Annotated in this window: 23 protein-coding genes; 14 read left to right on the top strand and 9 right to left on the bottom strand. The window is 64.9% G+C overall.

Annotated elements, in window-relative coordinates:
• The first annotated feature begins 126 nt into the window (after positions 1 to 126).
• The 4 genes from ACQPZ2_RS41620 to ACQPZ2_RS41605 all read left to right on the top strand — a co-directional run bounded on the left by ACQPZ2_RS41620 (position 127) and on the right by ACQPZ2_RS41605 (position 3,850).
• On the top strand, positions 127 to 1,878 hold the full coding sequence (locus ACQPZ2_RS41620) for an alpha/beta hydrolase (protein ID WP_433523358.1): 1,752 nt from the start codon (positions 127 to 129) through the stop codon (positions 1,876 to 1,878).
• Positions 1,879 to 1,925: 47 nt separating this feature from the next.
• Positions 1,926 to 2,516, top strand: a complete 591-nt coding sequence (locus ACQPZ2_RS41615; protein ID WP_433523357.1) for a lysostaphin resistance A-like protein — start codon at positions 1,926 to 1,928, stop codon at positions 2,514 to 2,516.
• A gap of 225 nt (positions 2,517 to 2,741) precedes the next feature.
• Positions 2,742 to 3,431 (top strand): hypothetical protein, encoded by a 690-nt coding sequence (locus ACQPZ2_RS41610; protein WP_433523356.1) that lies wholly within the window; start codon positions 2,742 to 2,744, stop codon positions 3,429 to 3,431.
• A 23-nt stretch (positions 3,432 to 3,454) separates the two neighbouring features.
• Positions 3,455 to 3,850 (top strand): sterol carrier family protein, encoded by a 396-nt coding sequence (locus ACQPZ2_RS41605; RefSeq protein ID WP_433523355.1) that lies wholly within the window; start codon positions 3,455 to 3,457, stop codon positions 3,848 to 3,850.
• 222 nt (positions 3,851 to 4,072) lie between these two features.
• On the opposite strand, the gene ACQPZ2_RS41600 is transcribed toward ACQPZ2_RS41605, so the two are convergent.
• Both ACQPZ2_RS41600 and ACQPZ2_RS41595 read right to left on the bottom strand, forming a co-directional pair.
• Positions 4,073 to 4,282, bottom strand: coding sequence for a DUF397 domain-containing protein (locus ACQPZ2_RS41600; RefSeq protein WP_329415316.1), 210 nt, complete (start codon positions 4,280 to 4,282; stop codon positions 4,073 to 4,075).
• Positions 4,279 to 5,358 carry a helix-turn-helix domain-containing protein gene (locus tag ACQPZ2_RS41595; protein ID WP_433523354.1) on the bottom strand — a complete coding sequence of 360 codons (1,080 nt, stop codon included), beginning with the start codon at positions 5,356 to 5,358 and terminating at the stop codon, positions 4,279 to 4,281. The genes ACQPZ2_RS41600 and ACQPZ2_RS41595 overlap by 4 nt, the downstream gene beginning before the upstream one ends.
• Before the next feature lie 342 nt (positions 5,359 to 5,700).
• Between ACQPZ2_RS41595 and ACQPZ2_RS41590 the strand changes: the two genes are divergently transcribed.
• From ACQPZ2_RS41590 to ACQPZ2_RS41575, 4 genes are all read left to right on the top strand, one after another.
• Positions 5,701 to 5,985, top strand: a complete 285-nt coding sequence (locus ACQPZ2_RS41590) for a hypothetical protein (protein WP_433523353.1) — start codon at positions 5,701 to 5,703, stop codon at positions 5,983 to 5,985.
• Between the two features lie 65 nt (positions 5,986 to 6,050).
• On the top strand, positions 6,051 to 6,359 hold the full coding sequence (locus tag ACQPZ2_RS41585) for a transposase (RefSeq protein ID WP_433523352.1): 309 nt from the start codon (positions 6,051 to 6,053) through the stop codon (positions 6,357 to 6,359).
• Positions 6,360 to 6,928: 569 nt separating this feature from the next.
• A complete protein-coding gene (gene ltrA / locus ACQPZ2_RS41580; protein WP_433523351.1) occupies positions 6,929 to 8,173 on the top strand; it encodes a group II intron reverse transcriptase/maturase in 1,245 nt (414 codons plus the stop codon).
• Positions 8,174 to 8,227: 54 nt separating this feature from the next.
• Positions 8,228 to 9,160 carry an IS3 family transposase gene (locus ACQPZ2_RS41575; RefSeq protein WP_433527666.1) on the top strand — a complete coding sequence of 311 codons (933 nt, stop codon included), beginning with the start codon at positions 8,228 to 8,230 and terminating at the stop codon, positions 9,158 to 9,160.
• 279 nt (positions 9,161 to 9,439) lie between these two features.
• Here ACQPZ2_RS41575 and ACQPZ2_RS41570 read toward each other — a convergent pair whose 3' ends face one another.
• The 3 genes from ACQPZ2_RS41570 to ACQPZ2_RS41560 all read right to left on the bottom strand — a co-directional run bounded on the left by ACQPZ2_RS41570 (position 9,440) and on the right by ACQPZ2_RS41560 (position 13,334).
• Positions 9,440 to 10,843 (bottom strand): IS1380 family transposase, encoded by a 1,404-nt coding sequence (locus ACQPZ2_RS41570; RefSeq protein WP_433522759.1) that lies wholly within the window; start codon positions 10,841 to 10,843, stop codon positions 9,440 to 9,442.
• Positions 10,844 to 11,008: 165 nt separating this feature from the next.
• Positions 11,009 to 12,070, bottom strand: a complete 1,062-nt coding sequence (locus ACQPZ2_RS41565; protein ID WP_433523350.1) for an acyl-CoA dehydrogenase family protein — start codon at positions 12,068 to 12,070, stop codon at positions 11,009 to 11,011.
• A 10-nt stretch (positions 12,071 to 12,080) separates the two neighbouring features.
• Positions 12,081 to 13,334 (bottom strand): ABC transporter permease, encoded by a 1,254-nt coding sequence (locus ACQPZ2_RS41560; protein WP_433527665.1) that lies wholly within the window; start codon positions 13,332 to 13,334, stop codon positions 12,081 to 12,083.
• A 217-nt stretch (positions 13,335 to 13,551) separates the two neighbouring features.
• On the opposite strand from ACQPZ2_RS41560, the gene purF reads away from it, so the two are divergent.
• From purF to purM, 6 genes are all read left to right on the top strand, one after another.
• On the top strand, positions 13,552 to 15,111 hold the full coding sequence (gene purF / locus ACQPZ2_RS41555; protein ID WP_433527664.1) for an amidophosphoribosyltransferase: 1,560 nt from the start codon (positions 13,552 to 13,554) through the stop codon (positions 15,109 to 15,111).
• Between the two features lie 397 nt (positions 15,112 to 15,508).
• Complete coding sequence (locus ACQPZ2_RS41550; RefSeq protein WP_433527663.1) at positions 15,509 to 17,065, top strand: ABC transporter substrate-binding protein; 1,557 nt, start codon at positions 15,509 to 15,511, stop codon at positions 17,063 to 17,065.
• A 119-nt stretch (positions 17,066 to 17,184) separates the two neighbouring features.
• Positions 17,185 to 18,195 (top strand): ABC transporter permease, encoded by a 1,011-nt coding sequence (locus ACQPZ2_RS41545; RefSeq protein ID WP_433527662.1) that lies wholly within the window; start codon positions 17,185 to 17,187, stop codon positions 18,193 to 18,195.
• A 35-nt stretch (positions 18,196 to 18,230) separates the two neighbouring features.
• Positions 18,231 to 19,295, top strand: a complete 1,065-nt coding sequence (locus ACQPZ2_RS41540; protein WP_433527661.1) for an ABC transporter permease — start codon at positions 18,231 to 18,233, stop codon at positions 19,293 to 19,295.
• Positions 19,292 to 21,004 (top strand): ABC transporter ATP-binding protein, encoded by a 1,713-nt coding sequence (locus ACQPZ2_RS41535; protein ID WP_433523349.1) that lies wholly within the window; start codon positions 19,292 to 19,294, stop codon positions 21,002 to 21,004. Before ACQPZ2_RS41540 ends, ACQPZ2_RS41535 begins: the two co-directional genes overlap by 4 nt.
• 211 nt (positions 21,005 to 21,215) lie before the next feature.
• Positions 21,216 to 22,295, top strand: a complete 1,080-nt coding sequence (gene purM, locus ACQPZ2_RS41530; RefSeq protein WP_063044470.1) for a phosphoribosylformylglycinamidine cyclo-ligase — start codon at positions 21,216 to 21,218, stop codon at positions 22,293 to 22,295.
• 142 nt (positions 22,296 to 22,437) lie between these two features.
• On the opposite strand, the gene ACQPZ2_RS41525 is transcribed toward purM, so the two are convergent.
• The 4 genes from ACQPZ2_RS41525 to ACQPZ2_RS41510 all read right to left on the bottom strand — a co-directional run bounded on the left by ACQPZ2_RS41525 (position 22,438) and on the right by ACQPZ2_RS41510 (position 25,604).
• Entirely contained in the window at positions 22,438 to 22,650 is a 213-nt protein-coding gene (locus tag ACQPZ2_RS41525; protein ID WP_364396718.1) for a DUF3073 domain-containing protein, read from the bottom strand.
• 175 nt (positions 22,651 to 22,825) lie between these two features.
• Positions 22,826 to 23,770 (bottom strand): asparaginase, encoded by a 945-nt coding sequence (locus ACQPZ2_RS41520; RefSeq protein ID WP_433523348.1) that lies wholly within the window; start codon positions 23,768 to 23,770, stop codon positions 22,826 to 22,828.
• The gene (locus ACQPZ2_RS41515; RefSeq protein WP_433523347.1) at positions 23,767 to 24,489 is read right to left on the bottom strand and encodes an MOSC domain-containing protein; all 723 of its coding nucleotides are present in this window, start codon (positions 24,487 to 24,489) and stop codon (positions 23,767 to 23,769) included. Before ACQPZ2_RS41515 ends, ACQPZ2_RS41520 begins: the two co-directional genes overlap by 4 nt.
• Entirely contained in the window at positions 24,489 to 25,604 is a 1,116-nt protein-coding gene (locus ACQPZ2_RS41510) for a YgfZ/GcvT domain-containing protein (RefSeq protein ID WP_433523346.1), read from the bottom strand. Before ACQPZ2_RS41510 ends, ACQPZ2_RS41515 begins: the two co-directional genes overlap by 1 nt.
• Positions 25,605 to 25,698 lie beyond the last annotated feature (94 nt).

Below are 25,698 nucleotides of genomic sequence, written 5' to 3'. Positions count from 1 at the left end.
CAGCGCCGAAGGCGCTGCAATCAGATACAGCATACTGTTCGAGTGATGATCGCTACGGACCCGTTGACGTCGCCGCCCGTGCCCGATCCCACCGACAACCCGGGCATCGCGCCGTCGCGCTGACCGATGCTCGAAACCACGACCACCCTGACGAAGCTGCGTGCGCGCGGCGTCGTGGTGGTGCGCCGTGCCGAGGACATCATCGATCTGAACTATGTCGGGCTGGTCTTCGCGACGATCTTCTTCGCACTCTCGGTGACGCCGTCGCTGGTACCGCGCGACTGGCTGTTCCAGGGCCTGATCAGCGGCATCAATGCCGCGCTCGGCTACGGGCTCGGCTGCCTGTTGGAGTGGCTGTTCCGGCTTTGGATCCGGCCGCGGCTGGCCAAGCTGCTGCGCGACCGGATCGCACCGCCGCCGACTTGGGTGCGCTATGCGGTGAAATCGGCGATCCTGTTGACCGCCGCCGTCACGGCAGCGTTCATGCTGGTGCAGTCGGCCCGCTGGCAGCGTGGGATCACCGCGCTGATGGGTATGGAGGGCACCACGACCCCCGCGTATCTGCGCACGGGATTGCTCAGTATCGCGGTGGGGACCGGGGTGGTCGCGGTGTATCGGACGCTGCGCGAGATCATTCGTTTCCTGGCTCGCCAGCTCAACCGCTGGGTGCGGGTGCCGCGCGAGCTGGCGCCATCGGCCGGATTCCTGGTTCTGGTGGTGCTGACCGTCACGCTGTTCAACGGCGTCGCCTCGCGCGCCTTCTTCGCGGTGGCCAACTCCGCATTCAGCGTGCAGAACGATCACACTTCGCCGAATGCGGTCCAACCGGTGCAGCCCGAGCGGTCGGGCAGTCCGGCCTCACTGGCGAAATGGGACTCGCTCGGATTCGAGGGCCGCTGGTTCGTCTCGCACGGTCCCTCCGCGGCCCGGATCACCTCGATCACCGGTAAGCCCGCGCGCGAGCCGATCCGCGCGTATGTGGGGCTGGAGTCGGCGCCGAGCGGTGATGCGCGGGCCGAGCTCGCGGTCTCCGAACTGGAGCGCACCGGCGCGTTCGACCGGAACGTGCTGGTGGTTGTCACCACAACCGGCACCGGATGGGTGAATTCCATGGCGGCCGGCGCAATCGAGTACATGTACGGCGGCGATTCCGCCATCGTGGCCTCGCAGTATTCGTATCTGCCCAGCGTGCTGTCCTTCCTCGCGGACCGCGGCAAGGCATCGGATGCGGGTAGGCAGCTGTTCGACGCGGTCTACCAGCATTGGTCGGCGCGGCCCGAGGGGGCGCGGCCGAAGCTGCTCGTGTACGGCGAGAGCCTGGGCTCGCAGGGCTCGGAGGCGGCCTTCGACGGACTCGCCGATCTGCGCTCCAAGGTCGACGGTGCGCTGTGGGTCGGGCCGCCGAATTCGAATCGACTGTGGGAGCAGTTCGTATCGCGACGCGATCCCGGATCGCGCGAGGTCGAACCGGTGTACGCCGACGGCCTGGTGGTCCGATTCGCGTCCGACAGTGCCGATCTCGCGCGACCGACCACCGAATGGCGGGCCCCGCGCATCGCCTATCTGCAGCACGCCTCCGACCCGATCGTGTGGTGGTCCTCGGATCTGATCTTCTCCCAACCGGATTGGCTCTCCGAACCGCGCGGCTCCGATGTGTCATCGCAGATGCGCTGGTGGCCGTTCGTCACGTTCTGGCAGGTCACCTGTGATCTGTCCAATGCGCAGGGCGTCGCAGACGGGCACGGGCACCGGTACGGCAGTCTGGTATTGGACGGCTGGATCGCCGTTGCGGCACCGCCGGATTGGACCGCTGAACAGTCCGACAAGATCCGGGCCGAGATCGAGGCCGCCGAGGACTACGAGCGCGAGATCAAATGACGATTATCGGGCGCTTTGCGAAAACTGCTGTCGCTGTTGGTGTTCCGTTGGCATGGAGCAATTGGCTGTTGCCGCGCTTGAATCTGGATATACGCGGTCGCACCGCTGCCAATGCCGGGTTCGCGACCGGTTACGCACTGGCATTTCGCGGCCGACCGAACTGGTTGTCCGCGCGGGGGCTCGGTTACGGACTCGCCTCGGCGGGCGTGGTAGCCGCTGGTTATGGTGTGGCCGTTGCCATTCCGGCGCTGCGCGGTCGTATGGGTGGGTTCAGCGACCGGGCTCCGGATGTCCCGCTCGGTGAGTGGGTCGCGGTACATATCCCGATCGGTACGGTCTACAGCGAGGAACTCATCTTCCGGGCAACATTGAACCCGCTGCTGGACAAGTTTTTCGGGCCACGCGGCGGTGCGTTGATCGGAGCAGCCGTCTTCGGCCTCTGGCACATCCATCCCGCCCGCGCGGCGGGCGATGGCGTTCCCGGAACCATTGCCGTGACCGCGGCCGGTGGCCTCGTATTCGACGCGCTGCGCCGCCGCACCGATAGTGCCACCGCCCCCGCGCTGCTGCACTTCGCCCTGAACGCCGGTGGCGCGCTGGCGCCGCGCCTCGCCGCGGCGGCTTCGCCGAGCAGTTGACCGGCTTCAACCGCTGTCACGTAGCGGCTTCCAGCTTGTGGCCTGATCACCTATCCCAGCGCCGACGAGCCCGGACGTGCATACCTGTCCGTGACGACCGAACTCGTTGCCGCCATTGACAATTGAAGGGTGTTCTACCAGCATGGCTGCGATACTCAGTGCTCGGGACACACTCACACAGGCGCGAGGTTTTCGTCGGCCACGGCAAAGGAGGCCAGGCAAATCATGGGGGACGACCAGCACGACGAGGAGTCTCGGAACTCGAGCCGACCCCAGCAGGAAGCTCCTCCCGAGCGGCGCAGCTGGGTCAGTCGCCACCCCGTTCTCGGCGCGATACTCTTACCGGTCATTCCCGGTTTGATCGTCGGCTTGATCATCCTCGTACCGGACAAGTTCTTCGACGCCAAGCAGGACGGAAACTCCTCCGCACAGTCCCCACCACCGGTCCGGACCGAGCCCGCCGACCGACCGACCACTGTCTCCGCGCCCGCGACTTCCCCGACATCGACCTCGTCGGAGGACGTTCGGTGGTCCGGCACGGTCAACCTGACCTACCTCGACCTGGACTCCGTCCCGCCCAAGGTGGTATCCGGGAACAACGGCGCCAGCACGTGGGCCAGCTACAACTACTCTTCGTCCAAGAAATTCTCCGAAGCCACGCTCTACGGTCGGCGAGGCGACTTCCTTACCGTGCAGCCCACCATCGCGTCCTGGAGCAATCCGACCAAGCCGACCCGGCAACAGTGCGCGGACCTCATCACCACCCAGGGCGTCGAATCCCTACCTATCACCAAGAACAGCAGCTACTGCGTCGAGACTGCGGCCAATCGGGTCGCCTTCATTACCGAACTTTCGCTCAGCGACGCCATCCACGCCTATACGGCAGTGGTGACCGTCTGGTCCGCCACCAGCTGATAGGCCTCAGTATTCTCGGCATCGTGGCAGGACGAGCAAAGGTTGATCCGGCGGAACTACGAACGGCGGTCGCGGCGGTCAGTGCTTGGCTGCGCGACGAGTCGACGTCAGCACCCGCCCGGCCCGAACTCGCGGCCGCGGTCCGCACCACCGTCCGAACCCTCGCCGCTTCCGCACCCGGCCATTCCGTCGAGGTCCGCGTCCCACCTTTCGTGGCCGTGCAGTGCATCGAGGGCCCACGGCACACCCGGGGCACACCACCGAATGTCGTCGAAACCGACCCGCGCACCTGGCTTTTGCTTGCCACCGGCCTCCTCGAATTCGACGTGGCAGTGGCATCGGGCGCGGTCAGCGCTTCCGGCGGCCGAGCTGGTGAAGTGGCCCACTGGCTGCCCATCACGCGTGCCACCGCGGACTGACGATCGTCCTGGCCGGTCGCACCGTCCGCGCGCGGACTCCTTGGGATTCGCCCTTCGTTCACAGCGCCACAAGGGGTGCGGTCTACTTGAATGCTGAAGTGGCACACCGATGAGCGGCTTCGGTGCGAGTTCGTCCGGGGACAGAGGGCGCAGCGGCGCGTAGCGAAGGACAGGCAGGAAACGACGGAACCCCCGAATTCTCCGGGGGTTCCAATGGCAGGGCTACGGCCGATCGAACTCGCCATCGTTGGCACCGGCGAGGAAGGCGTCCCATTCGGCTGGGGTGAAGATCAGCGCGGGGCCTGAGCGGTCTTTGGAGTCGCGTACGCCGATCATGCCCCCGTCGAGGTGTGCGACCTCAACACAGGCTTCGCCCCCGCCGCTCCGACTGCTCTTGAACCAGCGTGCCCCGGACAGATCAACGCTTCTCACGTCTCGAACTCCTTCGCTACCTGCCTCAGCAGGCGTTTGCTATCCGCTTCGGTCAACGCTACTCGGCTGATGGACTCATGCGCCCCCAGGTATCGATTCACGATGTCCGCACTGTCGTAGTACAGCCGGGAACCGTACGACTCGGCGTAGACCGTGGTCGGCTCTACCGGCCGTTGGGTGCTCAGGTCGGTTGGGAAGTGCAGGATCACGAATGGCCCGGTTGCGATGCCAAGTGGGAGGCCCGCCGAGAACGGAATGATCCGAACTCGGACGTTCGGCGGAGTGTCCGCCAGCTTGCGGAGCTGTGCGGCCATGATTCTCTTCCCGCCCACTATGCGCCGAAGGACAGACTCATCCAGAAGAAGATCCACTTCCACGGGAGACAGCCCTCGCGTGAGGGCGGCTTGCCGCTGCATCCGTACCTGTATTCGCTGCTCCAGCTCCATCGGCCTGTCGGACTTGAAGAACAAACGGTCCAGTGCCCGCGCGTAGTCGGCTGTCTGCACGATCCCCGGAACCACGTCCGCCTGATACATGATCACCTTGGCCGCTGCGGACTCCAAGCTCAGATATGTTCCGAAATCCTCTGGAATCAGGTCTTCGTAGCGCTGCCACCAGCACGAGTCATCAACGGGTCTGGTTCGTTCGTCCGCTTGTGCGGCAAGGGCTTTGAGAGCCTTCATGCGGCTCGTCGCGCTGTAGATCTTGCACAGGGCTTCGATGTCGAGCTGGCGGATCCGGGGGCTCTCGCCCTTCTCCAGCCGCTGCAACGTTCCGGCCCCGCGCTCGATCAGGCGTGCCGCGTCGGCTATGGACAGACCTGCCCCATGCCGAAGCTCGCGCAGCTCGCGTCCGAGCTGACGGCGCGGGATTGTGGTCGGGTTCTTGCCTGTCATTAGCGTTGCTCCCGAATCTTTGGATGGCATGGCGCCTGGTTGATGGGTGTACGAATCGGAGTTGCCTGGATCACGCTGTGCATCGTGTTCGGATGCCTTGCTGGACAAACGGATCAATCTGCTTGGACGGTCCATTTTTGCTGTGAAACCGCGATACCTGGTGTTTTCCTGAATGCGCATCTGGTGAACGGAAATCCGCACGAACCCCCGACGCTCTCCCGGCTCAAGGGTACTGCGGGACACCGGGAAACGGCACCGACCGCCGGTTCCTCCAGTGGCCGACCCCCTGCGGCCCGTCACCAGGTGCACCAACCGAACCGAGGGAAGTGCCGAGGTGGACCCCCTTCTCGATCACCGCGCGACCGAGATCGATAGCAGCACACACGCTCACACGATCATGCAAGACCACAAGGAGTGCCCGACAACCATTTGCGCGGCCAAGCTTCAGGCCAAGCTCTACCTGGTGCACCACGGACTTCTGCAGCCTCGAACCAACCCACGCAGCCGCTTCGGATTCTGATCATGGATATCGCAGAGCAGGCGCAGGTCGAAGCGGCAGTGATCCGCGAAGTCATAGACGCGGTGGACAAGCGAATCTCCGCGATGGCGGGCACCCGGAAACTCACCGTGCCCAAAGCCCGCATCTATGCTGCGATTATCTATGAAGTCCTAGCCAGTGCCCGCGAGAACGCCATTGGCTCGATGTGTCTGCTCGACGCGCCTCTGCTGGACTCCATCCTGGACGGTGACGAGGACGAGGGAACCAATGTTTTCGATCGAATCCTGGAAGTCGCCATCACCAGTTGAAGGACTGGACCGTTCCCGGTTCGGTGGACACAGGGGTCGAGACCGCCCGGTAGTACGGGAGTTTGGTGTTGGGTTCGACGCGGCGTAATTTCACCGAGGAGTACAAGGCCCAGGCGGTGGCGTTCGTCTTGGGTGAGGGTCGGCCGGTGGCCGAGGTGGCACGCAATATCGGCGTGCACGAGATGACGTTGAGGAAATGGGTGAAGAAGGCGAAGGAGTCCGGGGCTTCGGGTGGTTCCGGGGATAAGCCGATTTCCGACTCGGAACGGGCCGAGTTGGAGCGGTTGCGTGCGGAGAACGCGGAGTTGAAGATGCAGGTCGCCTTCGCAAAAAAAGGTGTGCCACGAACACGGGAGGCCGAGCGAGGTAGGTAAATCGACCGAATGTGATGCTGTGCGAATGATGAAGGGGTTGTGGCCCTTCGGAGCCGCCCGTCGGGTGGGAGGCTTCAAATCACCTCATGCTGCGTTGGCTGAAGACCGTCGTGGTGAGCGATGAGGAAAAGGCACCCGTTCGAGGTGTCAGATGGGGATCAGGAAGACGAACGAAAGTGAACCGCTGACGACGTGTCGTTATGCAAATCAAGTGACATCGAAACCGGGGCTTCTTTTTGGAACCGGGATGAGCCTGGCGGGTGGCCCGATTTCTGGCCAGGTGGTGTCCGGCATGAAGGCGGCGTGATCCTGGTCTGCGGCTTTCGCATGGAACGTGGGAAGGCGTGCCCCGATATTTCCGCCGTGAATGCGGTGGTGAGAGGGAGTGCGGCAAGCAGCAGAAACTGCAAGCCGTCGAGTACCGATGCGGGGTGCGCTGGCGGACCGGCTCGTAGTAGTGGTGAAGCGGCTGTAATGGGCGTGGAGCGAAGGGGCCGGACTGTCCGGGTTGGCTCGGTGGTCAACCAGCGAAGGCTGGGAGGAGCCGGGTGAGTCAGCCGAGGTTGTCGGTGAAGTCATTCGAAATTTCGAAATGGGCTGTGCACGAAGCGTTTCGCCGAGTGAGGGCGAACAAGGGTGCTGCCGGTGTGGATGGAGTGTCGCTGGCGGTGTTCGAGTCGGATCTGAAGAACAATCTTTACAAGATCTGGAATCGGATGTCGTCGGGCACGTATTTTCCGCCGCCTGTTCGGGCGGTGGAGATCCCCAAATCTGGTGGCGGAGTGCGGGTGCTGGGTGTGCCGACGGTCGCGGACCGGGTCGCGCAGACGGTGGTGGCCATGGAGTTGGAGAAACGGGTGGAACCTAAATTCCATCCTGGCTCGTATGGTTACCGGCCGAAACGCTCGGCGTTGGACGCGGTCGCGACGTGCCGACAGCGGTGCTGGAAATCCGATTGGGTAATCGACCTTGATATCGCGAAATTTTTCGACACCGTGGATCACGACCTGATGGTCAAAGCGGTTCGGGCTAACACCGACCAGGATTGGGTGGTGTTGTATGTGCAACGATGGCTTTGTGCGCCGTTGCAGCGCCCGGACGGGACGCTAGAACAACGGGACCGCGGAACCCCGCAAGGGTCGGCAGTTTCACCCGTTCTTGCGAACCTTTTCATGCATTACGCGTTCGATGCGTGGATGGCGCGGGAATTCCCGCACCTGACATTCGAACGGTATGTCGATGACGCTGTAGTGCACTGCACCAGCTTGAAGCAGGCGCAAATGGTGCGCGACAAGATCGGTCGTCGCTTGACCGAAGTCGGGCTGAGCTTGCATCCGGACAAGACGAAGATCGTCTACTGCCGGGATGGGAAGCGGCGCAATGGCTCTCACGAGCACACGTCGTTTACGTTCCTGGGTTACGAGTTCCGGATACGGGGTGCGCAGGACCGGCACGGGCGAAAGTTCTCGTCGTTCCTGCCCGCGATCAGCAAGGCGGCAGAGAAGGCGATCAACCGGGAAGTCCGCTCCTGGAAGCTGCATCTGAGAAATAGTTGGACCCTTGGTGACCTCGCGCGGTGGATCAATCCCATCGTGCGGGGATGGCTGCAATACTACGGTCGGTTCTATCGGTCGGAGTTGTATGCCTTGTGCAGACGCATCAACACCTATCTGATGCGGTGGGCTCGGAAGAAATATCGGAAGATACACGGGTTCAGGAAAGCTCATGTGTGGTGGAAACAGTTGGGGCAGCGTTATCCCCGCCTGTTCGCGCAGTGGCAATACACTCGTGGTTTCATGACGACTGGATGGTAGGAGCCGTGTAACGGGCGACTGTTACGCACGGTTCTGTGAGAGCCCGGGGGCGAAATTCCCCCGGGCCACTCGACTTGCGACCTGGTTCGCGAAAGACCAGCGGTGAAATTCGCCGCGATCGCGGGCTGGGCGGATTCGGGTGAGTTCGACATCGATTTCATGTGCCGTGAGTTGGACGTGTCGCGGTCGGGGTATTACGCCTGGCGGGGACGCGGTCCCAGCGAGCGTGACAGCTCCGATGCGGCGTTGACGCGACTGATCCGCACGATTCATCAAGCGCTGCATGGTAATCCGGGTGTACGGCGGGTGCATGCCGCCCTGCGGGTGGCCGGTCACCGGATCTCACGCAAGCGGGTCTGGCGGCTCATGCGGGCCGCCGGACTGCAGGGCAGGCACCCGAAATCGTTCCGCCGCACCACGATCCGTGGATCGAAACCGGTGGACGCGCCGGATCTGTTCGGGCGTGATTTCACCGCAGCAGCGGCCAATCGCCGCTGGTGCGGCGACATCACCTACGTGAAAACCTGGGCCGGATGGGCCTATATCGCCACCGTGATCGATCTGCATGACCGAGCGGTGGTCGGGTGGGCCATCGCCGATCACATGCGCACCAGCCTCATCACCGATGCCTTGGACATGGCCCTGGCGCGACGTCGACCGTCGGCAGGGGTGATTTTCCATTCCGATCGCGGAAGCCAGTACACGTCCAAGGAATTCGCCTCATACTGTCGGAAGAACAAGATTCGTAGGTCGCTCGGACGCACTGGATCATGCTTCGACAACGCAGTCGCGGAATCGTTCTTCGCGACCTACAAGAAGGAACTGGTGCACACTCGACCTTGGCCGACACTGGCGCGGTTGCGGACAGAGACCTTCGATTGGATCGAGAACTATTACAACACTCGGAGAAGGCATTCCTCGCTCAATTATTTGACACCACAAGAATATTCGTTAGGGTACAGGGAAATCAGTCAGATCGCGGCTTGACCCGGTGTCCACGAAACCGGGAACACTCCAGACTTCGCGCCCGATAGGTCTTATGCAGGGGGAAGGGGATGCCCGGGACAGCCTTTCTCTCAACAGGTTTCGGGGCCTAGCACCCGCACTGCACCCCTACTGTTCCTAAACCTCGATCCATGGACTCGGGTTTCGGGCTGGTCTGCGCGCCGGAGGCGCGCAGACCAGCGGGTTTCGGGTATGAGGTAGCCGCTGGTCTGCCCAGCATTTCCACGTGGATCTCGGTTCGGGCCGGTTCTGGCCGGGTGGTCAGGTAGTGACGGGTTGTGGCGGTGTGTAGCCGATCGTGTTGTGCCACAACATGAGCCATGGCTCGACCCAGGGCCAGTGGGTGGGCAGATGCAGAATCGGCCGACGTTGCGGGCGGGCCAGTCGGGCGGGGATGTTGACGATTTTGCGGCGCAAGGTAGCTGCGCGGGCGCGGCGGTGGTTGCCGCCGGCGAGGGTTCCGGCAGCGCGCAGCAGGTTATGGGCGATCCCAGCGCAGATCACCCAGGCGGAGTTGGCACCGAATTTCCCGGACGGCATATGGGCCAGGGGACCGTCGATGAGGTCGGCGAAAACGGTCTCGATGACGGCGTGTTTGCGGTGGGTGATGTCGGCATCGGCAACCGGCTCTTGCGAGTTGGTCAGGAAGGGGTGGTGACGCCACACAGGGAACAGCGCGTCGGGGTAGCGGGCGTCTTTCACCCGCCGCACGATCAGCCGGGCGGTGACGCGGTCCTTGGTGGAAGCAAAAGCGGTGTAGGAGGTTTCGGCGACCTCGGCGTCGGAGATCCACTCGCCTGTGTCGGGGTCGCGGACCGCACCGGGATAGCGCACCGGGGTCCACGCGTCATCGGGAATCGAGGCGATCGCTTTCTTCACGGCCGCGTTCTTGGTCAGCACCAGCGAGAACAGTGCCCCAGCCCGCAGCGCTGCGCGCACGACCCTGCGGTTGCCATAGGCCGAATCCCCGCGCACCACGATGGTGCCGGTGGCCCCGGCGGCGCGGGCGACGCCGATCGCTTCTGTGACCATCGACCCAGCTCCTTTGCCGGAGCCGGTTTTCCCGGCGCGTAACCGCATCCCGGCAACAACCGGTGCCGCGAGGTCGGTGCTGAGCGTGGCCGCCAGGGGTGAAAGCCCTTTGCGGAGAACCTGTTTCCCGGCGATCTTCGCATGCCCGTAGGACGCGCCCTGCTTCTGCTTGCCATAGACCGGGCGCAGCAGCGAATCGATATCGACGAAACACCGTGTCTGCGCGCCGGGCAGCAGATCGGTACGGGCGGCCAGCGCGGACAGGTGCTCGCGCATCACCGACTCCAACTGCTTGGCATGACCAAAGCTGAACTCGCGCAACAGAGTTCCCACCGTCGAGGGCGCATACACACCACCGAACAGGTGCCCCATCCCGCCGCTGCGCAGCAGGTCGATGTCATCGATACTGTCCGCACCCGCGCACATCCCGGCGATCAGCGTGGCCAGTTTCGGGGCCGGGTTGGCCGACCCGGAAGTGATCCGCGGCGAAGCTATGGCGACCTTGTCAGCCAACATGCTGGTCAGGCCCGTTTGCTCGGCCAACGTCATCACCGGGACCAGCCCAGCCACCGAGACGAGATTGTCGTCATCGAACACTGCCGAGCCCTCGGCGAACGTGTGAAACAATCGCACTGAAAGTGTCTTTCCGATCTTGCAACGATTGATGCGTGAGAACACCAATCATCGCAGCTCGGAAGGCACTTTCCCTATTCCGGGGACGGCCCACCACTGATTACGTCCACGGATCGAGGCTAAAGCTGGCGTGAATCTCGTTGAGAGATACGAGGATTCGCAGACTTATGGGTATACGGTGTCGGCGGCCCGGGTCAGGCGATCCAGCAGCGCGGTCCTGATGGCCGGACGGGACCCGAAGACCAGGGTGAAGGTGGCCTCGCGGACGGAGCGCTCGGCGAGGTTGCCGCGGGTGACGGCCCCGCTGCCGACTGCGGTCACCAGGGCGGTGGCCACGCGGACCGCGAGTTCGGAGGCACGGGCGCGGGCCAGGTAGACATCCGACTGGCCGGTAAGCGCATCGTCGAGTTCGGTTCGGATGCGGGCGGCTTCGGCGGACGAAGCGGTGGTGTCGATGCCGAGCCGTGTGAGTTCGCCGAGGCAGCGCCGCACGATGCCGAGAGCGATCGCGCCGTTGCGCCAGGCGGCCAGGATGAAGGAAGCGTTGAAGCTGCGCAGCGAAAGCCGGTTGTCCACAGCGGAATCGGGCACCTGGACACCGTCGAAGGTGAGCGTCACGGTCTTGCTCGCGTCGGCGGCGATGAGCGGGAGCGGGGTGGCATGCATCGTGGGGCCCGGCTCGGCGGGCACCAGCACGCTGATCAGCGATCCCTCGTCGTCGGCATCGCGCGCCATCACGCCGAGGACGTCCACCAGACCCCACCCGGTGACGAACGGCGCGGTGCCGTCGAGCACGTACCCACCGTCGACGCGACGCGCGATCAGGCCGGGTTGGTCGTTCGCGCCCGCGTAACTCACACCTGCGCGCACCCGTCCGTGCCGCAGATCCTCGGTAAGTCGTTCGCGCAGTTCGAGATTCGGTGAGGTGGCGATCCGTCGCGCGACCCCCAGATGCTGCGCCCAGACGAAGGTGGTCGTCAGACATCCGGCGACCAGGATCTCACCGGCCTGGGTGAAGGTGGCGATATCCATATCGTCGGCCATGGTCGCGCCGTAGAACCCGTACTCGGCGAGTAGGTCGAAATGGGTGCCGGGAATTTCGCCGGTGCGGTCGACCGCGTCGGCCTGTGGTGCGAATACTTCATCGGCCAGATAACGCGCGTGCTCGATCCACGAATTCACAGGATCCATCTTGGTGCATGCCGCGAACTCGGTCGCAGCCGCCACGGTGCTCGCCTCAGCCGCGGGACAGATCGCGCCGATGCAGGCCCCGGTAGTCGTAGTACCGGGTGATGAAGGTGCCGAGCACCAGCCCGATCGCGAGCCCGAGCGTCGCCATCCACACCCCGCGTGACAACCCCGCCGGGAAGTTCGCGTCGAAATAGAGAATTGCGCGCACACCGACGAACACCTGGTGCATCGGCTCGAATTTCGCCAGCCAGCCCAGATATTTCGGCGTCGCCTCGATCGGCACGGTGCCGCCCGATGAGGGCAGCCCGAGAATGATGAACAGGATCAGGTTGATCAGCAAACCCGCCGAACCGACCGCTGCGAGGATGGACAACCCGGTGATCCCGACCGCAATGATGGCCAGCGCGCTATAGAGAAACAGCGTGAGCGGATGATCGATCGGCATATCGAGCAGCCGGGCCACACCCAGGAATACGCCCGCGACGATATTCGCGGTGATCACCATCACACCCCATTTGATCAGCAGCGTATTGAACCGCGAGATCGGAGTGGCCGGAAAATGTACGTACCACGGCCCGTATTCGGTGGGCACGAATCCGAGTGCGGCATCGATCATGGTGTGGATGGTCATCGAGCCGACCAGTCCGGCGAGCAGAAGTAGCAGCGCGTAGAAGAACGCCGTCAAACCCTGTCCGGTGCCGGACGGCAGCGGACGGAACGGTGAGACGACGATGTGCACCGGATCCGCGAGCGCCACCCGCGTCGCACCCGTCAGCTCGGGCGCTGCCCCGCCGCTCGGCGGCGTCAACTGCGCATTCACCTGATCGGTCAGCTTCTTACCGACCTGCTCGTTCACCTGGGCCAGCGCCTGGGTGCCGATGGTCGTGACGATATTGGTGACGAACGCACCACTGCGCGGATTCGTCTGCAGTGTCAGCGTCGGGCGCTGGATCTCACCGGGCACCACACTGCCCACACCGAGAATTCCGAGGCGCTTACTGAAATCGCTGGGGATCAGGATCGTGCCGTAGACCGCACCGGACTGCATCTTCAGTTCGGCGTCGTTGATGCCGAGCACCTGCAGATCGACCTTGTCCGCCGGAATGCCCTGCCGCAGCGCATCGGTGATCTGTGTGCCGAAATTCACCTGCTGCCCGCCGACCGTATCGCCGACATCCTGGTTCACCAATGCGATCGGGAAGTCGTGCAGGTTCTTTTCCGGATCGACGACGTAATCCAGATACATCGTGGCCAGCAGCGCCATGAACAGTGTCAGTACCGCGATCGGGACCAGCCACATGCGCGCGGTCAACCGGGTAACCGACCCACGGGTGCGCGCACTGTCCGAAGTCGTCACGGCTTGGCACCGTAGCACCGCGCTGTGCGGAAAAACGGCAGCGTCGCTCGGCGATTGCTGTGCCTACCCGGTGGCGGTGATCGCGGCGCATCGTTCACCCGTAGAATAGCCATTGCCCCCAGCCCGCCCGAACAGGGAGCAAACGGTGACCAACGCCGAGATGCCGGTCGAAACTACCCCCGATCAGGTCGAGAACGAACCACGCGAAGAGTGTGGTGTGTTCGGAGTCTGGGCGCCGAGCGAGGACGTGGCCAAGCTCACGTACTACGGCTTGTATGCGCTGCAACACCGCGGCCAGGAAGCCGCGGGCATTGCCGTCTCCGACGGCTCACAAATTCTGGTCTTCAAGGATCTGGGCCTGGTCAGCCAGGTATTCGACGAGCAGACGCTGGCCGCGATGCCGGGTCATATCGCCGTCGGTCACTGTCGCTACTCCACCACCGGCTCCACCACCTGGGAGAATGCGCAGCCGATCTTCCGCACCACCTCGGTCGGTTCCGGACTTGCGTTGGGCCACAACGGAAATCTGGTCAACACCGCCGAATTGAGCGCGCGCGCACGCGAACTCGGGCTGATCGGTATGCCGCCGGTCTCCGGTGGTCGCCCCGCGCCGATCACCGCCACCTCCGACTCGGATGTGATGACCGCGCTGCTCGCGCACGCCGCCGCGGATTCGAGCATCGAGCAGGCCGCGATGAAGCTGCTGCCGACGCTGAAGGGCGCGTTCTGCCTGACCTTCATGGACGAGCACACCCTCTATGCCGCGCGGGACCCGCACGGCGTTCGTCCGCTGTGCCTCGGCCGGCTCGAGCGTGGCTGGGTCGTAGCCAGTGAGACCGCCGCGCTGGATATCGTGGGCGCCGCCTTTGTCCGGGAGATCGAACCGGGCGAACTGCTGGCGATCGACGCCGACGGCGTGCGGTCCATGCGCTTCGCCAATCCCGAACCCAAGGGCTGTGTCTTCGAATTCGTCTACCTGGCCCGGCCCGACAGCACCATCTCCGGCCGCTCGGTGCACGCCACCCGGGTGGAGATCGGTCGTCGCCTGGCCAAGGAACATCCGGTCGAGGCCGATCTGGTGATTCCGGTGCCGGAGTCCGGCACCCCCGCCGCGGTCGGTTACGCGCAGGGCTCGGGTGTGCCGTACGGGCAGGGCCTGATGAAGAACGCCTACGTCGGGCGCACCTTCATCCAGCCGAGTCAGACCATCCGCCAGCTCGGCATCCGACTCAAGCTGAATCCGCTGCGCGAGGTGATCCGCGGTAAGCGGCTGATCGTGGTGGACGACTCCATCGTGCGTGGCAACACCCAGCGCGCGTTGATCCGGATGCTGCGCGAGGCGGGCGCGGTGGAGATCCACGTGCGGATCGCGTCGCCGCCGGTGAAGTGGCCGTGCTTCTACGGCATCGACTTCGCCTCGCGCGCGGAGCTGATCGCCAATGGCGCGGGCGCCGATGACAGCTACGAGGACATGGTGGAGGCCGTGCGCCGTTCGATCGGCGCCGACACCCTCGGCTACATCTCCACCGAGGGCATGATCGCCGCCACCGAGCAGCCGCGCTCGCGGCTGTGCAGCGCCTGCTTCGACGGCGAATACCCGATCCCGCTGCCCACCGAGGCGGCCATCGGCAAGAACGTGCTCGAGGGCATGCTCACCGGCCAGTCCGAGGCAATGTTGTTGAGCGAGAACGCGAATGCGAGTGCGCTGAGCCGCCCCTGACAGAATTCGATGATCACGAACCCCTCGGCGAAAGCCGGGGGGTTCGATCTTGTTCGGGCAGCTTTATACGCGATCTGTCCGCGGCCGTGCCGTGGCCTACTCGAGACGCTGCGGCGCCGCTCTCGAGTCAAACCTGGTCATTCGTCCGGTGATCCGGTGTTACCCGCGCACCATTCGCAACCTCCGCTAACCCGCCCGTGATTTTTTCTTTGAAAACGCAACATCCCAGAAATGGATCCTGGGTACGGTGCCCGACATATCGGAAGTTCACCGTGCCCGCCGCTGTCCTGTGATCCAGCACATGCGGTGTGGCGCGCTCGAGAAGTGGGGCCTGATGATGAGGGTTTCGAAGAAGCCTGGGCGAGGCAACCGGACGCGACGAATCGCGGCGGTCGGGATGGCGGCGCTGGCCGTATCCGCGATCGCGGGATGCGGTTCGGGGCGCACCGGCGGGGGTAGTGACGGGGCCGGTCTGGTGGCGGGCACCACGGACAAGATCTTCTCGCTCGACCCCGCGGCCGCCTACGACAATGGTTCGCTGCTGGTCGAAACCCAGATCTATTCGTATCTGCTGAATTTCGCGCCCGGCGATGCCACCCCGAAGCCGGATGCGGCGGAGAAGTGTGACTTCAGCTCCCCGACGGTGTACACCTGCAAGCTGAAGCCGGGGCTGAAGTTCGCCAATGGGAATCCGTTGACCGCCAAGAGCGTCAAGTTTTCCTTCGATCGCATGCTTGGCATCAACGACCCGAACGGTCCCGCCTCGCTGCTGGGCAATCTCGAGAAGACCGAGATCGCCGACGACCTGACGGTCAACTTCACATTGAAGGTCGCCAACGATCAGACCTTCCCCGCGATCCTGCCGACCCAGGCCGGTCCGATCGTGGACGAGAAGGTCTTCCCGGCCGACAAGGTGCTGCCGGATGAGGACGTGGTGAAGACCAAGGGCTACTCGGGCCCGTACACGATCGCCAGCTACGACAAGAACAAGCTGGTCGAGTACCAGGCGTTCCCGGACTACAAGGGCATCCTCGGCACACCGAAGACATCGCAGGTCTCCACCAAGTACTACGCGACCTCCGACAATATGAAGCTCGATCTGCAGAGCGGTGCGCTCGATGTCGCCTACCGATCCTTCACACCGACCGATATCGAATCGCTGCGCAAGGACAGCAAGGTCACGGTGGCGGACGGGCCCGGCGGCGAGCTGCGCTACATCGTCTTCAATCTGAACACCATGCCGGGCGGCACCCCGGAGCAGAAGCTGGCGGTGCGCAAGGCCATCGCCTCATCGATCGACCGGCCCGCGCTGGCCGAGGGCGTCTACAAGAACACCTATCAGCCCGCGTACGGCTTCGTGCCGCAAGGTATGCCGGGTGCGGCCGAGCCGCTGAAGGATCTCTACGGGGCCAAGCCCAATAAGGACGCGGCGGCGAAGTTCCTCTCCGGTGCGGGCGTCGCGACACCGGTGGAGCTGAACCTGCAGTACAACCCCGATCACTACGGTTCGAGCAGCTCCGAGGAGTATGCGGCGATCAAATCGCAACTGGAGTCGACCGGGCTGTTCAAGGTGAATCTGCAATCCACCGAATGGGTTACCTACCAGAAGGAACGGGCCCGCGACGGTTACCCGCTCTATCACTTCGGCTGGTTCCCGGACTACCCGGACGCCGATGACTACCTGACCCCGTTCTTCGGCCCCAACAACTTCCTGCAGTCGCACTTCGAGGACCCGAAGATCAACGCGCAGCTCACCGCGGAGACGACCGAGCAGGACAAGACCAAGCGCATCAAACTGATCGAGGACGTGCAGAAGGATCTCGCGCAGAACTACCTGCCGACCCTGCCGCTGCTGTCCGGTAAGCAGATCGCGGTGTCGAATCCGAGCGTCAAGGGTGTGTCGGACACACTCGACGCGTCCTTCAAGTTCCGGTACACGGTGCTGAGCAAGTGACATCGGGCGAAGCCGGGTCCGAAGCTGTTGCCGCCGCTGAAAAGCAGGCACCGGTTCGGGCCCGGCGCTTCGGGCTGCCATGGGCCGGGAAGCCGAGTGGGGATTCCCGGCAGCTGGCGTTGTTGCGGTACTTGGTGGTTCGACTGTTCTTGATCCTGCCCACGGCGTGGATCCTGGTCACCGTCGTGTTCTTCCTGATGCGGGTGATCGGCGATCCGATCAGTGCCGCGATGGGCGGACGGATGACCCAGGAACAGATCGAAGTGCGCAAGGAGGCGGCCGGTTTGAACCGGCCGATCCTGACCCAGTATTGGGAATACATCTCCGGGCTGATGCACGGGGATTTCGGTCACTCCCAGGACAATCGGCAGATCAGCGAGGTGGTGACAACCTACGGGGCGGCAACGCTGGAACTGGTGTTCTGGGCGCTGCTGGTCGCCTTCGCGGTCGGCGTGCCGCTCGGCAGATACGCTGCGACACACCGTGATTCGGCGGCCGATGCCGGGCTGCGGTTGTTCGCCATCCTCGCCTACGCGGCGCCGGTGTTCTTCGTCGGTCTGCTGCTGAAGCTGATCTTCGCGGTGAAGCTGGAGTGGCTGCCGGTCGCCGGCCGGGCGAGCACTCCCGTCGAACTGCAACTGCAGCATGTCTCGCCGAAGACCAACATCATGGTGGTCGACGCAATCCTCTACGGGGACAACAGTTATCTGATCGATGTGCTGAAGCATGCGATATTGCCCGCGGTCGCACTCGGTCTGCTGACAGCGGGCATCTTCCTGCGCCTGGTACGCGTCAATCTGATCCAGACGCTGCACAGCGAATTCGTGGATGCCGCACGCGCACGCGGACTTTCGGCGCGGGTGGTGACGGGGCGACATGCCGTGCGCAACGCGATGATTCCGATCATCACGGTGATGGGCATGTATATCGCGACGCTGCTCGGCGGTGCGGTGCTCACCGAGACCACCTTCGAATGGAAGGGGCTGGGTTATCAGCTCGCGGAATACCTGCATCAACGCGATTTCATCGCGGTGCAGGGCATTGTCGCGTTCCTGGCGCTGGCCGTCGCGGTCATCAGCTTCCTGGTGGATGTCATCGTCGCGCTGATCGACCCGAGAGTGAGGTTCTGATGACCGCTCCGGAATTGGCGAACGAGCCACTGGTGATGCCGCCGGTGACGACGGCGAAGCGCAGGCGGATCCCCGGATTGCGGCTGTTCACCATGACAGCCGGATTGCAGCGGGTGACGCTGATCGTCGGACTCGGCCTCGTCGCGGTATTCGTATTCGTGGCGATCTTCGCGCCGCTGATCGCACCCTACGGACTCGCCCAGAACTCCTCGGACGGAGTCGCTTTCGTCGCACAGCAACCGCCATCGGGCCAGCATTGGTTCGGTACATCGGTGCGCAGCGAGGATGTGCTGTCCCGGGTGATCTTCGGCGCCCGTACCGCGCTGATCGTGATCGCGATCTCGCTGGTGATGTCACTGGTCGTCGGGGTACCGCTCGGATTGGTGTCCGGGTACATCGGACGTGCCCTCGACCGGGTGCTCGTGCTGTTCATGGACGCCATCTACGCGTTCCCGACCCTGCTGCTCGCGATCGTCGTGTCCATCGTGGTCGCGGGTGGGCAGTCGAGCAGCTTCGGCGGCGTGCTGTCGGCGTCCGTCGCGATCACGGCGATCTATGTGCCGCAATACTTTCGGGTGGTTCGCAATGCGACCGTCGCGGTGAAGAACGAACCGTATGTGGATGCGGCCAGGGTCACCGGTGCGTCAACCACTCGAATCATGTTCCGGCACATCCTCGCCAACGTCACGCAGTCGCTGCCGGTGATCGTCACCCTCAACGCGGGCGATGCCATCCTGACGCTGGCCGCGCTCGGCTTCCTCGGGTTCGGTATCGAACCGACCCAGGCGGCCGAATGGGGTTACGACCTCAACAAGGCGCTTTCCGATGTCTCCAACGGCATTTGGTGGACGGGCATCTTCCCCGGTACGGCCATCGTTCTGGTCGTGCTCGGGCTGACATTGGTCGGTGAAAGTCTCAACGAGGTGCTGAATCCGTTGCTGCGCACCCGTCGTGCCCTCGCCCCGGCCACGGTCGCCAGCGACACCGCCATCGAAAAAAACGTTCCCGCAACGGAACTCACCGCCGCTGAACTGGATCTGCGCGAAAGTGACAGCGCCGCAGCTGAAGACAGTTCAGCAGGGGAAGGAGTATCGCAATGACGGAAGCGGTCGCCGAGACCAAACGCCCGGCGCTGTCCATCGAATCGCTGTCGGTCACCTTCGCCACCGACGCCGGTCCGGTCTACGCGGTCAGCGATGTCTCCTACGAGGTGTTTCCCGGCGAGGTGCTCGCCATCGTCGGGGAATCCGGCTCCGGCAAATCGGTGAGCTCGCGCACCGCGATCGGACTGCTGCCGAATACCGCCCGGGTCGACGGCCTGGTCACCCTCGGTGCGGACAAGGTCACCTCGATGAGCGAGCGGCAGCTCACCGCGCTGCGCGGCGGCGCGATTTCGATGATCTTTCAGGAGCCGGGTCGCGCACTCGACCCGCTGTTCACGGTGGGCTATCAGATTGCCGAGGCACTGCGGGCGCACAGCGATATGAGCCGCAAGGCCGCCAAGGCCAGGGCGATCGAACTGCTGCGCATGGTCGGCCTGCCCGATCCGGAGCATCGGGTGGACTACTACCCGCATCAGCTCTCCGGTGGCCAGAAGCAGCGCGTGATGATCGCGATCGCGATTTCCTGCGAGCCGAAGGTGATCATCGCCGACGAACCGACCACCGCCCTCGATGTCACCGTGCAGGCCGAAATCCTGGAACTGCTGCGCGATCTGCGCGATCGCATCGGCAGCGCCATCGTGCTGATCACGCACAATATGGGCGTGGTCGCCGATATCGCCGACCGGGTGGTGGTCATGCGCGACGGCAACGTGGTCGAGCAGGCGCCGGTGGACGAACTGTTCGCGGCGCCGAAAAAGGAGTACACCCGCAAACTCCTCGCGGCCGTTCCGCATTTGGGCACCGAGCAACTGGAGCACGGTGCGGTCGAGGAGGTCGCCGCAGGCGAGCCGGTGCTCGAGGTGACCGATCTGGTGGTGCAGTTTCCCGGACCGTTCGGCCGACCACCGTTCCGCGCCGTGGACGACGTGAGTCTGTCCATTCGGCCCGGCGAAACCCTCGGCCTGGTCGGCGAATCCGGTTCCGGGAAGTCGACCATCGGCCGCTGCGTCGCGGCCTTGCAGCGCCCGACGTCGGGGGTCGTGAAGGTGCGCGGACAGAACATCGCGGAGCTGTCGCAGCGGCAGCTGCGACCGATTCGCCGCCGCTTCGGATTCGTCTTCCAGGATCCGGCCAGCTCGCTGAATCCGCGGCTCACCGTCGGCGATTGCGTGGCGGAACCGCTGATCGTGCACAAGGCGGGCAGTTCGGCGGAGATCCGGGCGCGAGTCCGCAAACTCCTCGATGACGTGCAGTTGCCCGCGGGCACCGAACGCCGCTATCCACACGAACTGTCCGGCGGCCAACGACAGCGCGCCAGCCTGGCCAGAGCGCTGGTCCTCGATCCGGACCTGCTGGTGGCCGACGAGCCGACCAGTGCGCTGGACGTCTCGGTGCAGGCGGCGGTGCTGGAGCTGTTCGGCCAGCTGCAGCAGGAGTGCGGCTGGGCCTGCCTGTTCATCAGCCACGATCTGGCGGTCGTCGACCAGCTGGCCGATCGGATCGTGGTACTGCGCAACGGTGCGGTGGTCGAGCAGGGTGATCGTGATCGCATTCTGCGGCGTCCGGAGCAGGAGTACACCCGGCGACTGGTCGCCGCGGTGCCGGTGCCGGATCCGGTGGAGCAGCGACGCAGGCGTGCGCAAACGGCCGCTCTATTCGCAACAGAGCAGGCTCCCCCGCCTCCCCGGGACTTCGGCCGGTCGTGAGTGCCGGAGGGCTTGATCACCGGGCCGACGGTTGGGTGCGGCGGCACTTACTGGGCGTGCCCGGTGAGTTACCCATGTACTTGCGAAATCAGTCGTCGCTTTTGTCCTGGTGGTGGCCATCCAGCACTACGTCCGGTGCATGCTTGTTATGTGACTCCGGTAGCGTGAGCTGGCATCTATCCGCCGATTCGGTTTGGAGCTTTCCCCGAAAATGACTGAACAGACCCCCAGTGGTGCCGGTGCTTCCTACGCCGCGGCCGGCGTGGACATCGAGGCAGGTGACCGCGCAGTCGAGTTGTTCGGGCCATTGGCGAAGAAGGCCAGCCGACCCGAGGTGCAGGGCGGGCTCGGCGGATTCGCCGGGCTGTTCGCACTGAAGGGTGGCTACCGCGAGCCGTTGCTCGCGGCCTCCACCGACGGGGTCGGCACCAAGATCGCGGTCGCCCAGGCGATGGACAAGCACGACACGGTCGGCCTCGACCTGGTCGCCATGGTCGTGGACGATCTGGTGGTCTGCGGCGCCGAGCCGCTGTTTCTGCAGGACTACATCGCCATCGGCAAGGTTGTCCCGGAGAAGGTGGCCGAATTGGTCTCCGGTATCGCCGAGGGCTGCGTGCGGGCGGGTTGCGCACTACTCGGCGGCGAGACCGCCGAACATCCCGGCCTGATGGATCCCGACGACTACGACCTGTCCGCGACCGGTGTCGGCGTGGTCGAGGCCGATTCGGTGCTCGGTCCGGACCGGGTGCGCCCCGGCGATGTGGTGATCGCGATGGGCTCCTCGGGCCTGCACTCCAACGGCTACAGCCTGGCCCGCAAGGTGCTGCTCGATATCGACCGGATGTCGCTGACCGGCCACGTCGAGGAGTTCGGCCGCACCCTCGGCGAGGAGCTGCTGGAGCCGACGGTCATCTACGCCAAGGACTGCCTCGCGCTGATCGCCGAAACCGATGTGCGCACCTTCGCCCACGTCACCGGCGGCGGCTTGGCCGCGAATCTGGGCCGGGTGATTCCCGCTGGCATGGTCGCCGAACTGGATCGCGGCACCTGGAATCCGGCGCCGGTATTCAAGATGATCGCCCAGCGCGGCCGGGTCGATCGGGTCGAGATGGAGAAGACCTTCAATATGGGTGTCGGCATGGTTGCCGTGGTGGCGCCCGAGGACGTCGACCGGGCACTGGCGGTGCTGACGGCACGGCACATCGCCTGCTGGACCCTCGGCACCGTCAAGAAGGCCAAGGACGCCGACGCGGTCCGCGCCGTACTCGTCGGCGAGCACCCGCGCTTCTGAGAGTCGTTACGACACAACAGCGTCCCGCATCGTCGGATGCGGGACGCTGTTGTTGTGCAAGCCTCGAATGGTTAGTCCGGTCACGCGGCGTCAACGGGTGAAGGGGGAGGCCCGTCGGCCTCCCCCTTCGTCGTCTACCGAGTCAGCGGCGCCAGTCGTTGTAGTCGTCGTCCTCGTCCCAGCGGGATGAGGATTCGTCCGCGTCGTGCTCATCGGACAGCACACCACCACTCCGCTGGGAGGTGGGGCTACCCGAAAGCTCGCGCTGAAGGCTCGCGAAGTCAGTCGGCGCGGAGCTGTACTTCAGCTCGCGTGCGACTTTGGTCTGCTTTGCCTTAGCCCGGCCACGGCCCATGGCTGACCCCCTCGCGTCACTGCGGGGCGGCCTGGGGTTTGTTGGCGGCCCCGTTCGAATTAATACTCTTCCTGACAGACACTTTAGCGTGTGTCAGGCGGTCGCGCTTCCAGGAGTGGGGGAAGAACTCCGGAAGTGGCGCCGTTTGCCCGGTTGTCGCCGTCGGGCCGCCCCCTCAGACGACCCCGGGAATCGCTCGGACGACCCCGACCCTGGCACCGCCGCCGAGCACCGGCGGCGCCGCGAGGTCGGCATGCGCGGCGGTCCATTCGACGCCCATGCGATGCAGAATGGCCAGCGTCAGGGGGATTCGCGCACGGTCGTGACCATCGGCGATCTTGTATGCGAAGGCCGTTCCGTCCGGTAGCGCACCTGCGTGTACACCGTCCGCGCCGATCTTGCAGACCAGGCCGGGGGTGGCCTGCATGGTCAGTAAATCGGGTGCGTTGGTGCCGGAAATCACTCGCGGATTGGCGCGAATCGCATCGGCGACGCGCCGCTCCGGCGAACCGGGCGCGGCGGTGGCCATGGCCGCGAACGCACGGGCCAGATTCACCAGTGAGACGGGAATGATCGGTAGTCCGCAGCCATCGATGCCGAGGTCGGTTTCGGGCTCGCCGGTGAGGTCGGTGATGGTGGCGATCACCGCCTGTTGCAGCGGATGCGCCTGGTCCAGGTAGCCCTCGGTGGGCCAGCCGTTGACGGCGCAGGTGGCGAGCATGGCCGCGTGCTTACCGGAGCAGTTCATGTATACGCGGCGGGGTCCGGGTAGCGCCTCGGCCCGTGCGCGCTCGTCCTGTGGTAGGTCGGGCGGGCATTCGAGGGACTTCTCGTCGAAGCCGAAACGGTCGAGCAGGCGCTCGACCAGGGCGACGTGGTCCGGTTCGCCGTAGTGCGATGCGGTCGCGATGGCGAGCTCGGCATCGTCGAGCGGTTCGAAGCCGTTGCGCAGCAAGGTGATCGCCTGCATGGGCTTGTTGGTGGAACGCGGGAAGATCGGGACGTGCACCTCGCCGAGCGCGAGGGTCGGTTCACCGTCGGCGCCGAGGATCACCACCGAACCGCTGTGCACGCATTCGCGGAAGCCGGAGCGGACGACCTCGACCAGTTCGACGGTCATAGCTCGGCTCCTGTCGGTTCGGCCCGCTGCTCGCGCGCATTCGCCACATCGACCCGCTGTTCGCGGGCACGGGCGGCATTGGCGTGGCGGCGGCCGTGACGCTCGATCTGCATCCGCACATCATCGGAGATGGTCGGTTCGGTCGCGAGCAGAATCGCGAGAAGATCGGGATCGTGGCCGGTGAACAGGTCGCGGACGGTGATGCCGTGCTCGGGTGTGTGCACGATGCGGACCTCGTCGCCCGCGCCGATCGTGCCCTCGGTGAGTACGCGCAGGTAGGCGCCGGTATCGCTCTGCAACGTGAACCGCTTGACCCAGTGGGACTCGCCGGACCAGTGCTGGAAGGTCGAGCACGGCACACGGGGCGCGCTCACCTCGAGCAGGGTGTCCCCGATGCTCCAATGCGCACCGATCACCGCATCGCTGACCGGGAGTCCGGCGATGCGCAGATTCTCGCCGAACCAACCAGCGGGCAGCTCGCGGCCGAGTTCCTCGCCCCAGCGCCGCGCGTCTTCCTCGGCGTAGGCGTAGACGGCCTGATGTACGCCGCCGTGATTCTTGGTGTCGCACACGTAGTCGCCGTCGAGGCCGTGGGCACGCGCGGCGACGCGATGGGGAACAGGTCGCTTGTCGATGGCCGTCCGGCCGAAGCGGGTCGGCACCTCCAGTTCGGCATGGACGACGCACACGGCAAGCACCCGAGCGCAATCGGGCTGCATCAACGGCCACGCAACCGGTCGACGGCGATCCGACCCGCCTGGGGTGCGTCGTCGGCGGGGACCGAATCCGGATCGATGGCGGCGGCGGTCGGGCCCGCGACCAGTTCGGTATCGGCCGGGATGGTGCGTTTGATCAAAGCCAGTGCGATGGGGCCGAATTCGTAGTGGTCGATGACGGTGCCGAGTCGGCCGACAGCACGGCCGCCCGCGGTGACGTCCTCGCCGGTGGCCGGACGTTCGTCGGCCGAGCCGTCGAGATGCAGCAGCACCAGGTGGCGCGGCGGCTTGCCGAGGTTGTGCACCCGGGCCACCGTTTCCTGGCCGCGGTAGCAGCCCTTGTCGAGGTGCACCGCACCGTGTTCGGCGATGCCGCCGATCCAGCGGGCCTCGTGCGGGATGGTTCGTTCGTCGGTGTCGAGTCCGATCCGGGGGCGCAGTGCCGCGACGCGCAGTGCCTCGAAGGCCCACATGCCCGCGGGTTCGGCGCCGGCGGCGGTGAGGCGGGCCCAGCGGTCGGCGAGTTGGTCACGCGGGATGACCAGGTCGAAGGAGTCCGCGGTTGGCCACGGCATGCGGCGCAGGAAACCGCCGTCGGGCAGCGGCACCGCTTCGTAGGTGTCCGGGAGGGTGGAAATGCCGAGCGCTTCGGTCAACTCCGTGATGCGTGGGCCGAGCAAGCTCAGCACCGCGTGATCGGCGGCCTCGACCGGTTTGGCATCGGCCCAGAAGACCATCTTCGCCAGGAACTCCAGCAGCGCCGGTCCGTGCTCGCCTTCGGTGTCGATCCACACGGTGCTGTCGAGCTCGGTCAGCACGAAGTGGTGCAGCACCCGGCCGTTGAGATCGAGGTCCAGGTTCTCGGCGGACCGACCGTCACCGAGGTTCGCGATGTGCTGGCTGCTGATGGTGTGCAACCAGGTCAGCCGCTCGGCCCCGGTGATTTTCAGGACGAAGCGATGCGACCGGTCGACGATCGCCACGCGCTCCGCGGCGGCACGCTGCTCTCGGAAGGGATCCCCGTAATGCCAGGCGACGGCGGCGTCCGGCGTACCGGCCGCGCCCGCGACGGCGCCCGGGACAGCGAGGATGGGACTGGGTGCGACGACCACGGACACGTAAACCACTCTAAGCGCGAACCGGCAGTGGTGGCGTCGGCGGGTGTTGCGCGGGGGTCGCAACCGCATCCGGGCGCAACTGTGTCATGGGGGC

This window comes from Nocardia pseudovaccinii, from assembly GCF_050942345.1.
Taxonomy (GTDB): domain Bacteria; phylum Actinomycetota; class Actinomycetes; order Mycobacteriales; family Mycobacteriaceae; genus Nocardia; species Nocardia pseudovaccinii.
Note: the sequence above shows the minus strand (reverse complement) of the source record. Positions and strands in the feature narration are given on the sequence as shown.

What these genes read in the sequence shown, in the direction of transcription:
- ACQPZ2_RS41560 (WP_433527665.1), bottom strand. Translation starts at nt 13,334, where the DNA reads ATGTGGCTGGTCCCGATCGCGGTACTGACACTGTTCATGGCGCTGCTG.
- ACQPZ2_RS41620 (WP_433523358.1), top strand. Translation starts at nt 127, where the DNA reads ATGCTCGAAACCACGACCACCCTGACGAAGCTGCGTGCGCGCGGCGTC.
- ACQPZ2_RS41590 (WP_433523353.1), top strand. Translation starts at nt 5,701, where the DNA reads ATGGATATCGCAGAGCAGGCGCAGGTCGAAGCGGCAGTGATCCGCGAA.
- ACQPZ2_RS41525 (WP_364396718.1), bottom strand. Translation starts at nt 22,650, where the DNA reads ATGGGCCGTGGCCGGGCTAAGGCAAAGCAGACCAAAGTCGCACGCGAG.
- ACQPZ2_RS41520 (WP_433523348.1), bottom strand. Translation starts at nt 23,770, where the DNA reads ATGACCGTCGAACTGGTCGAGGTCGTCCGCTCCGGCTTCCGCGAATGC.
- ACQPZ2_RS41535 (WP_433523349.1), top strand. Translation starts at nt 19,292, where the DNA reads ATGACGGAAGCGGTCGCCGAGACCAAACGCCCGGCGCTGTCCATCGAA.
- ACQPZ2_RS41550 (WP_433527663.1), top strand. Translation starts at nt 15,509, where the DNA reads ATGGCGGCGCTGGCCGTATCCGCGATCGCGGGATGCGGTTCGGGGCGC.
- ACQPZ2_RS41540 (WP_433527661.1), top strand. Translation starts at nt 18,231, where the DNA reads ATGCCGCCGGTGACGACGGCGAAGCGCAGGCGGATCCCCGGATTGCGG.
- purM (WP_063044470.1), top strand. Translation starts at nt 21,216, where the DNA reads ATGACTGAACAGACCCCCAGTGGTGCCGGTGCTTCCTACGCCGCGGCC.
- ACQPZ2_RS41595 (WP_433523354.1), bottom strand. Translation starts at nt 5,358, where the DNA reads ATGCGCATTCAGGAAAACACCAGGTATCGCGGTTTCACAGCAAAAATG.
- ACQPZ2_RS41610 (WP_433523356.1), top strand. Translation starts at nt 2,742, where the DNA reads ATGGGGGACGACCAGCACGACGAGGAGTCTCGGAACTCGAGCCGACCC.
- purF (WP_433527664.1), top strand. Translation starts at nt 13,552, where the DNA reads ATGCCGGTCGAAACTACCCCCGATCAGGTCGAGAACGAACCACGCGAA.
- ACQPZ2_RS41515 (WP_433523347.1), bottom strand. Translation starts at nt 24,489, where the DNA reads ATGCAGCCCGATTGCGCTCGGGTGCTTGCCGTGTGCGTCGTCCATGCC.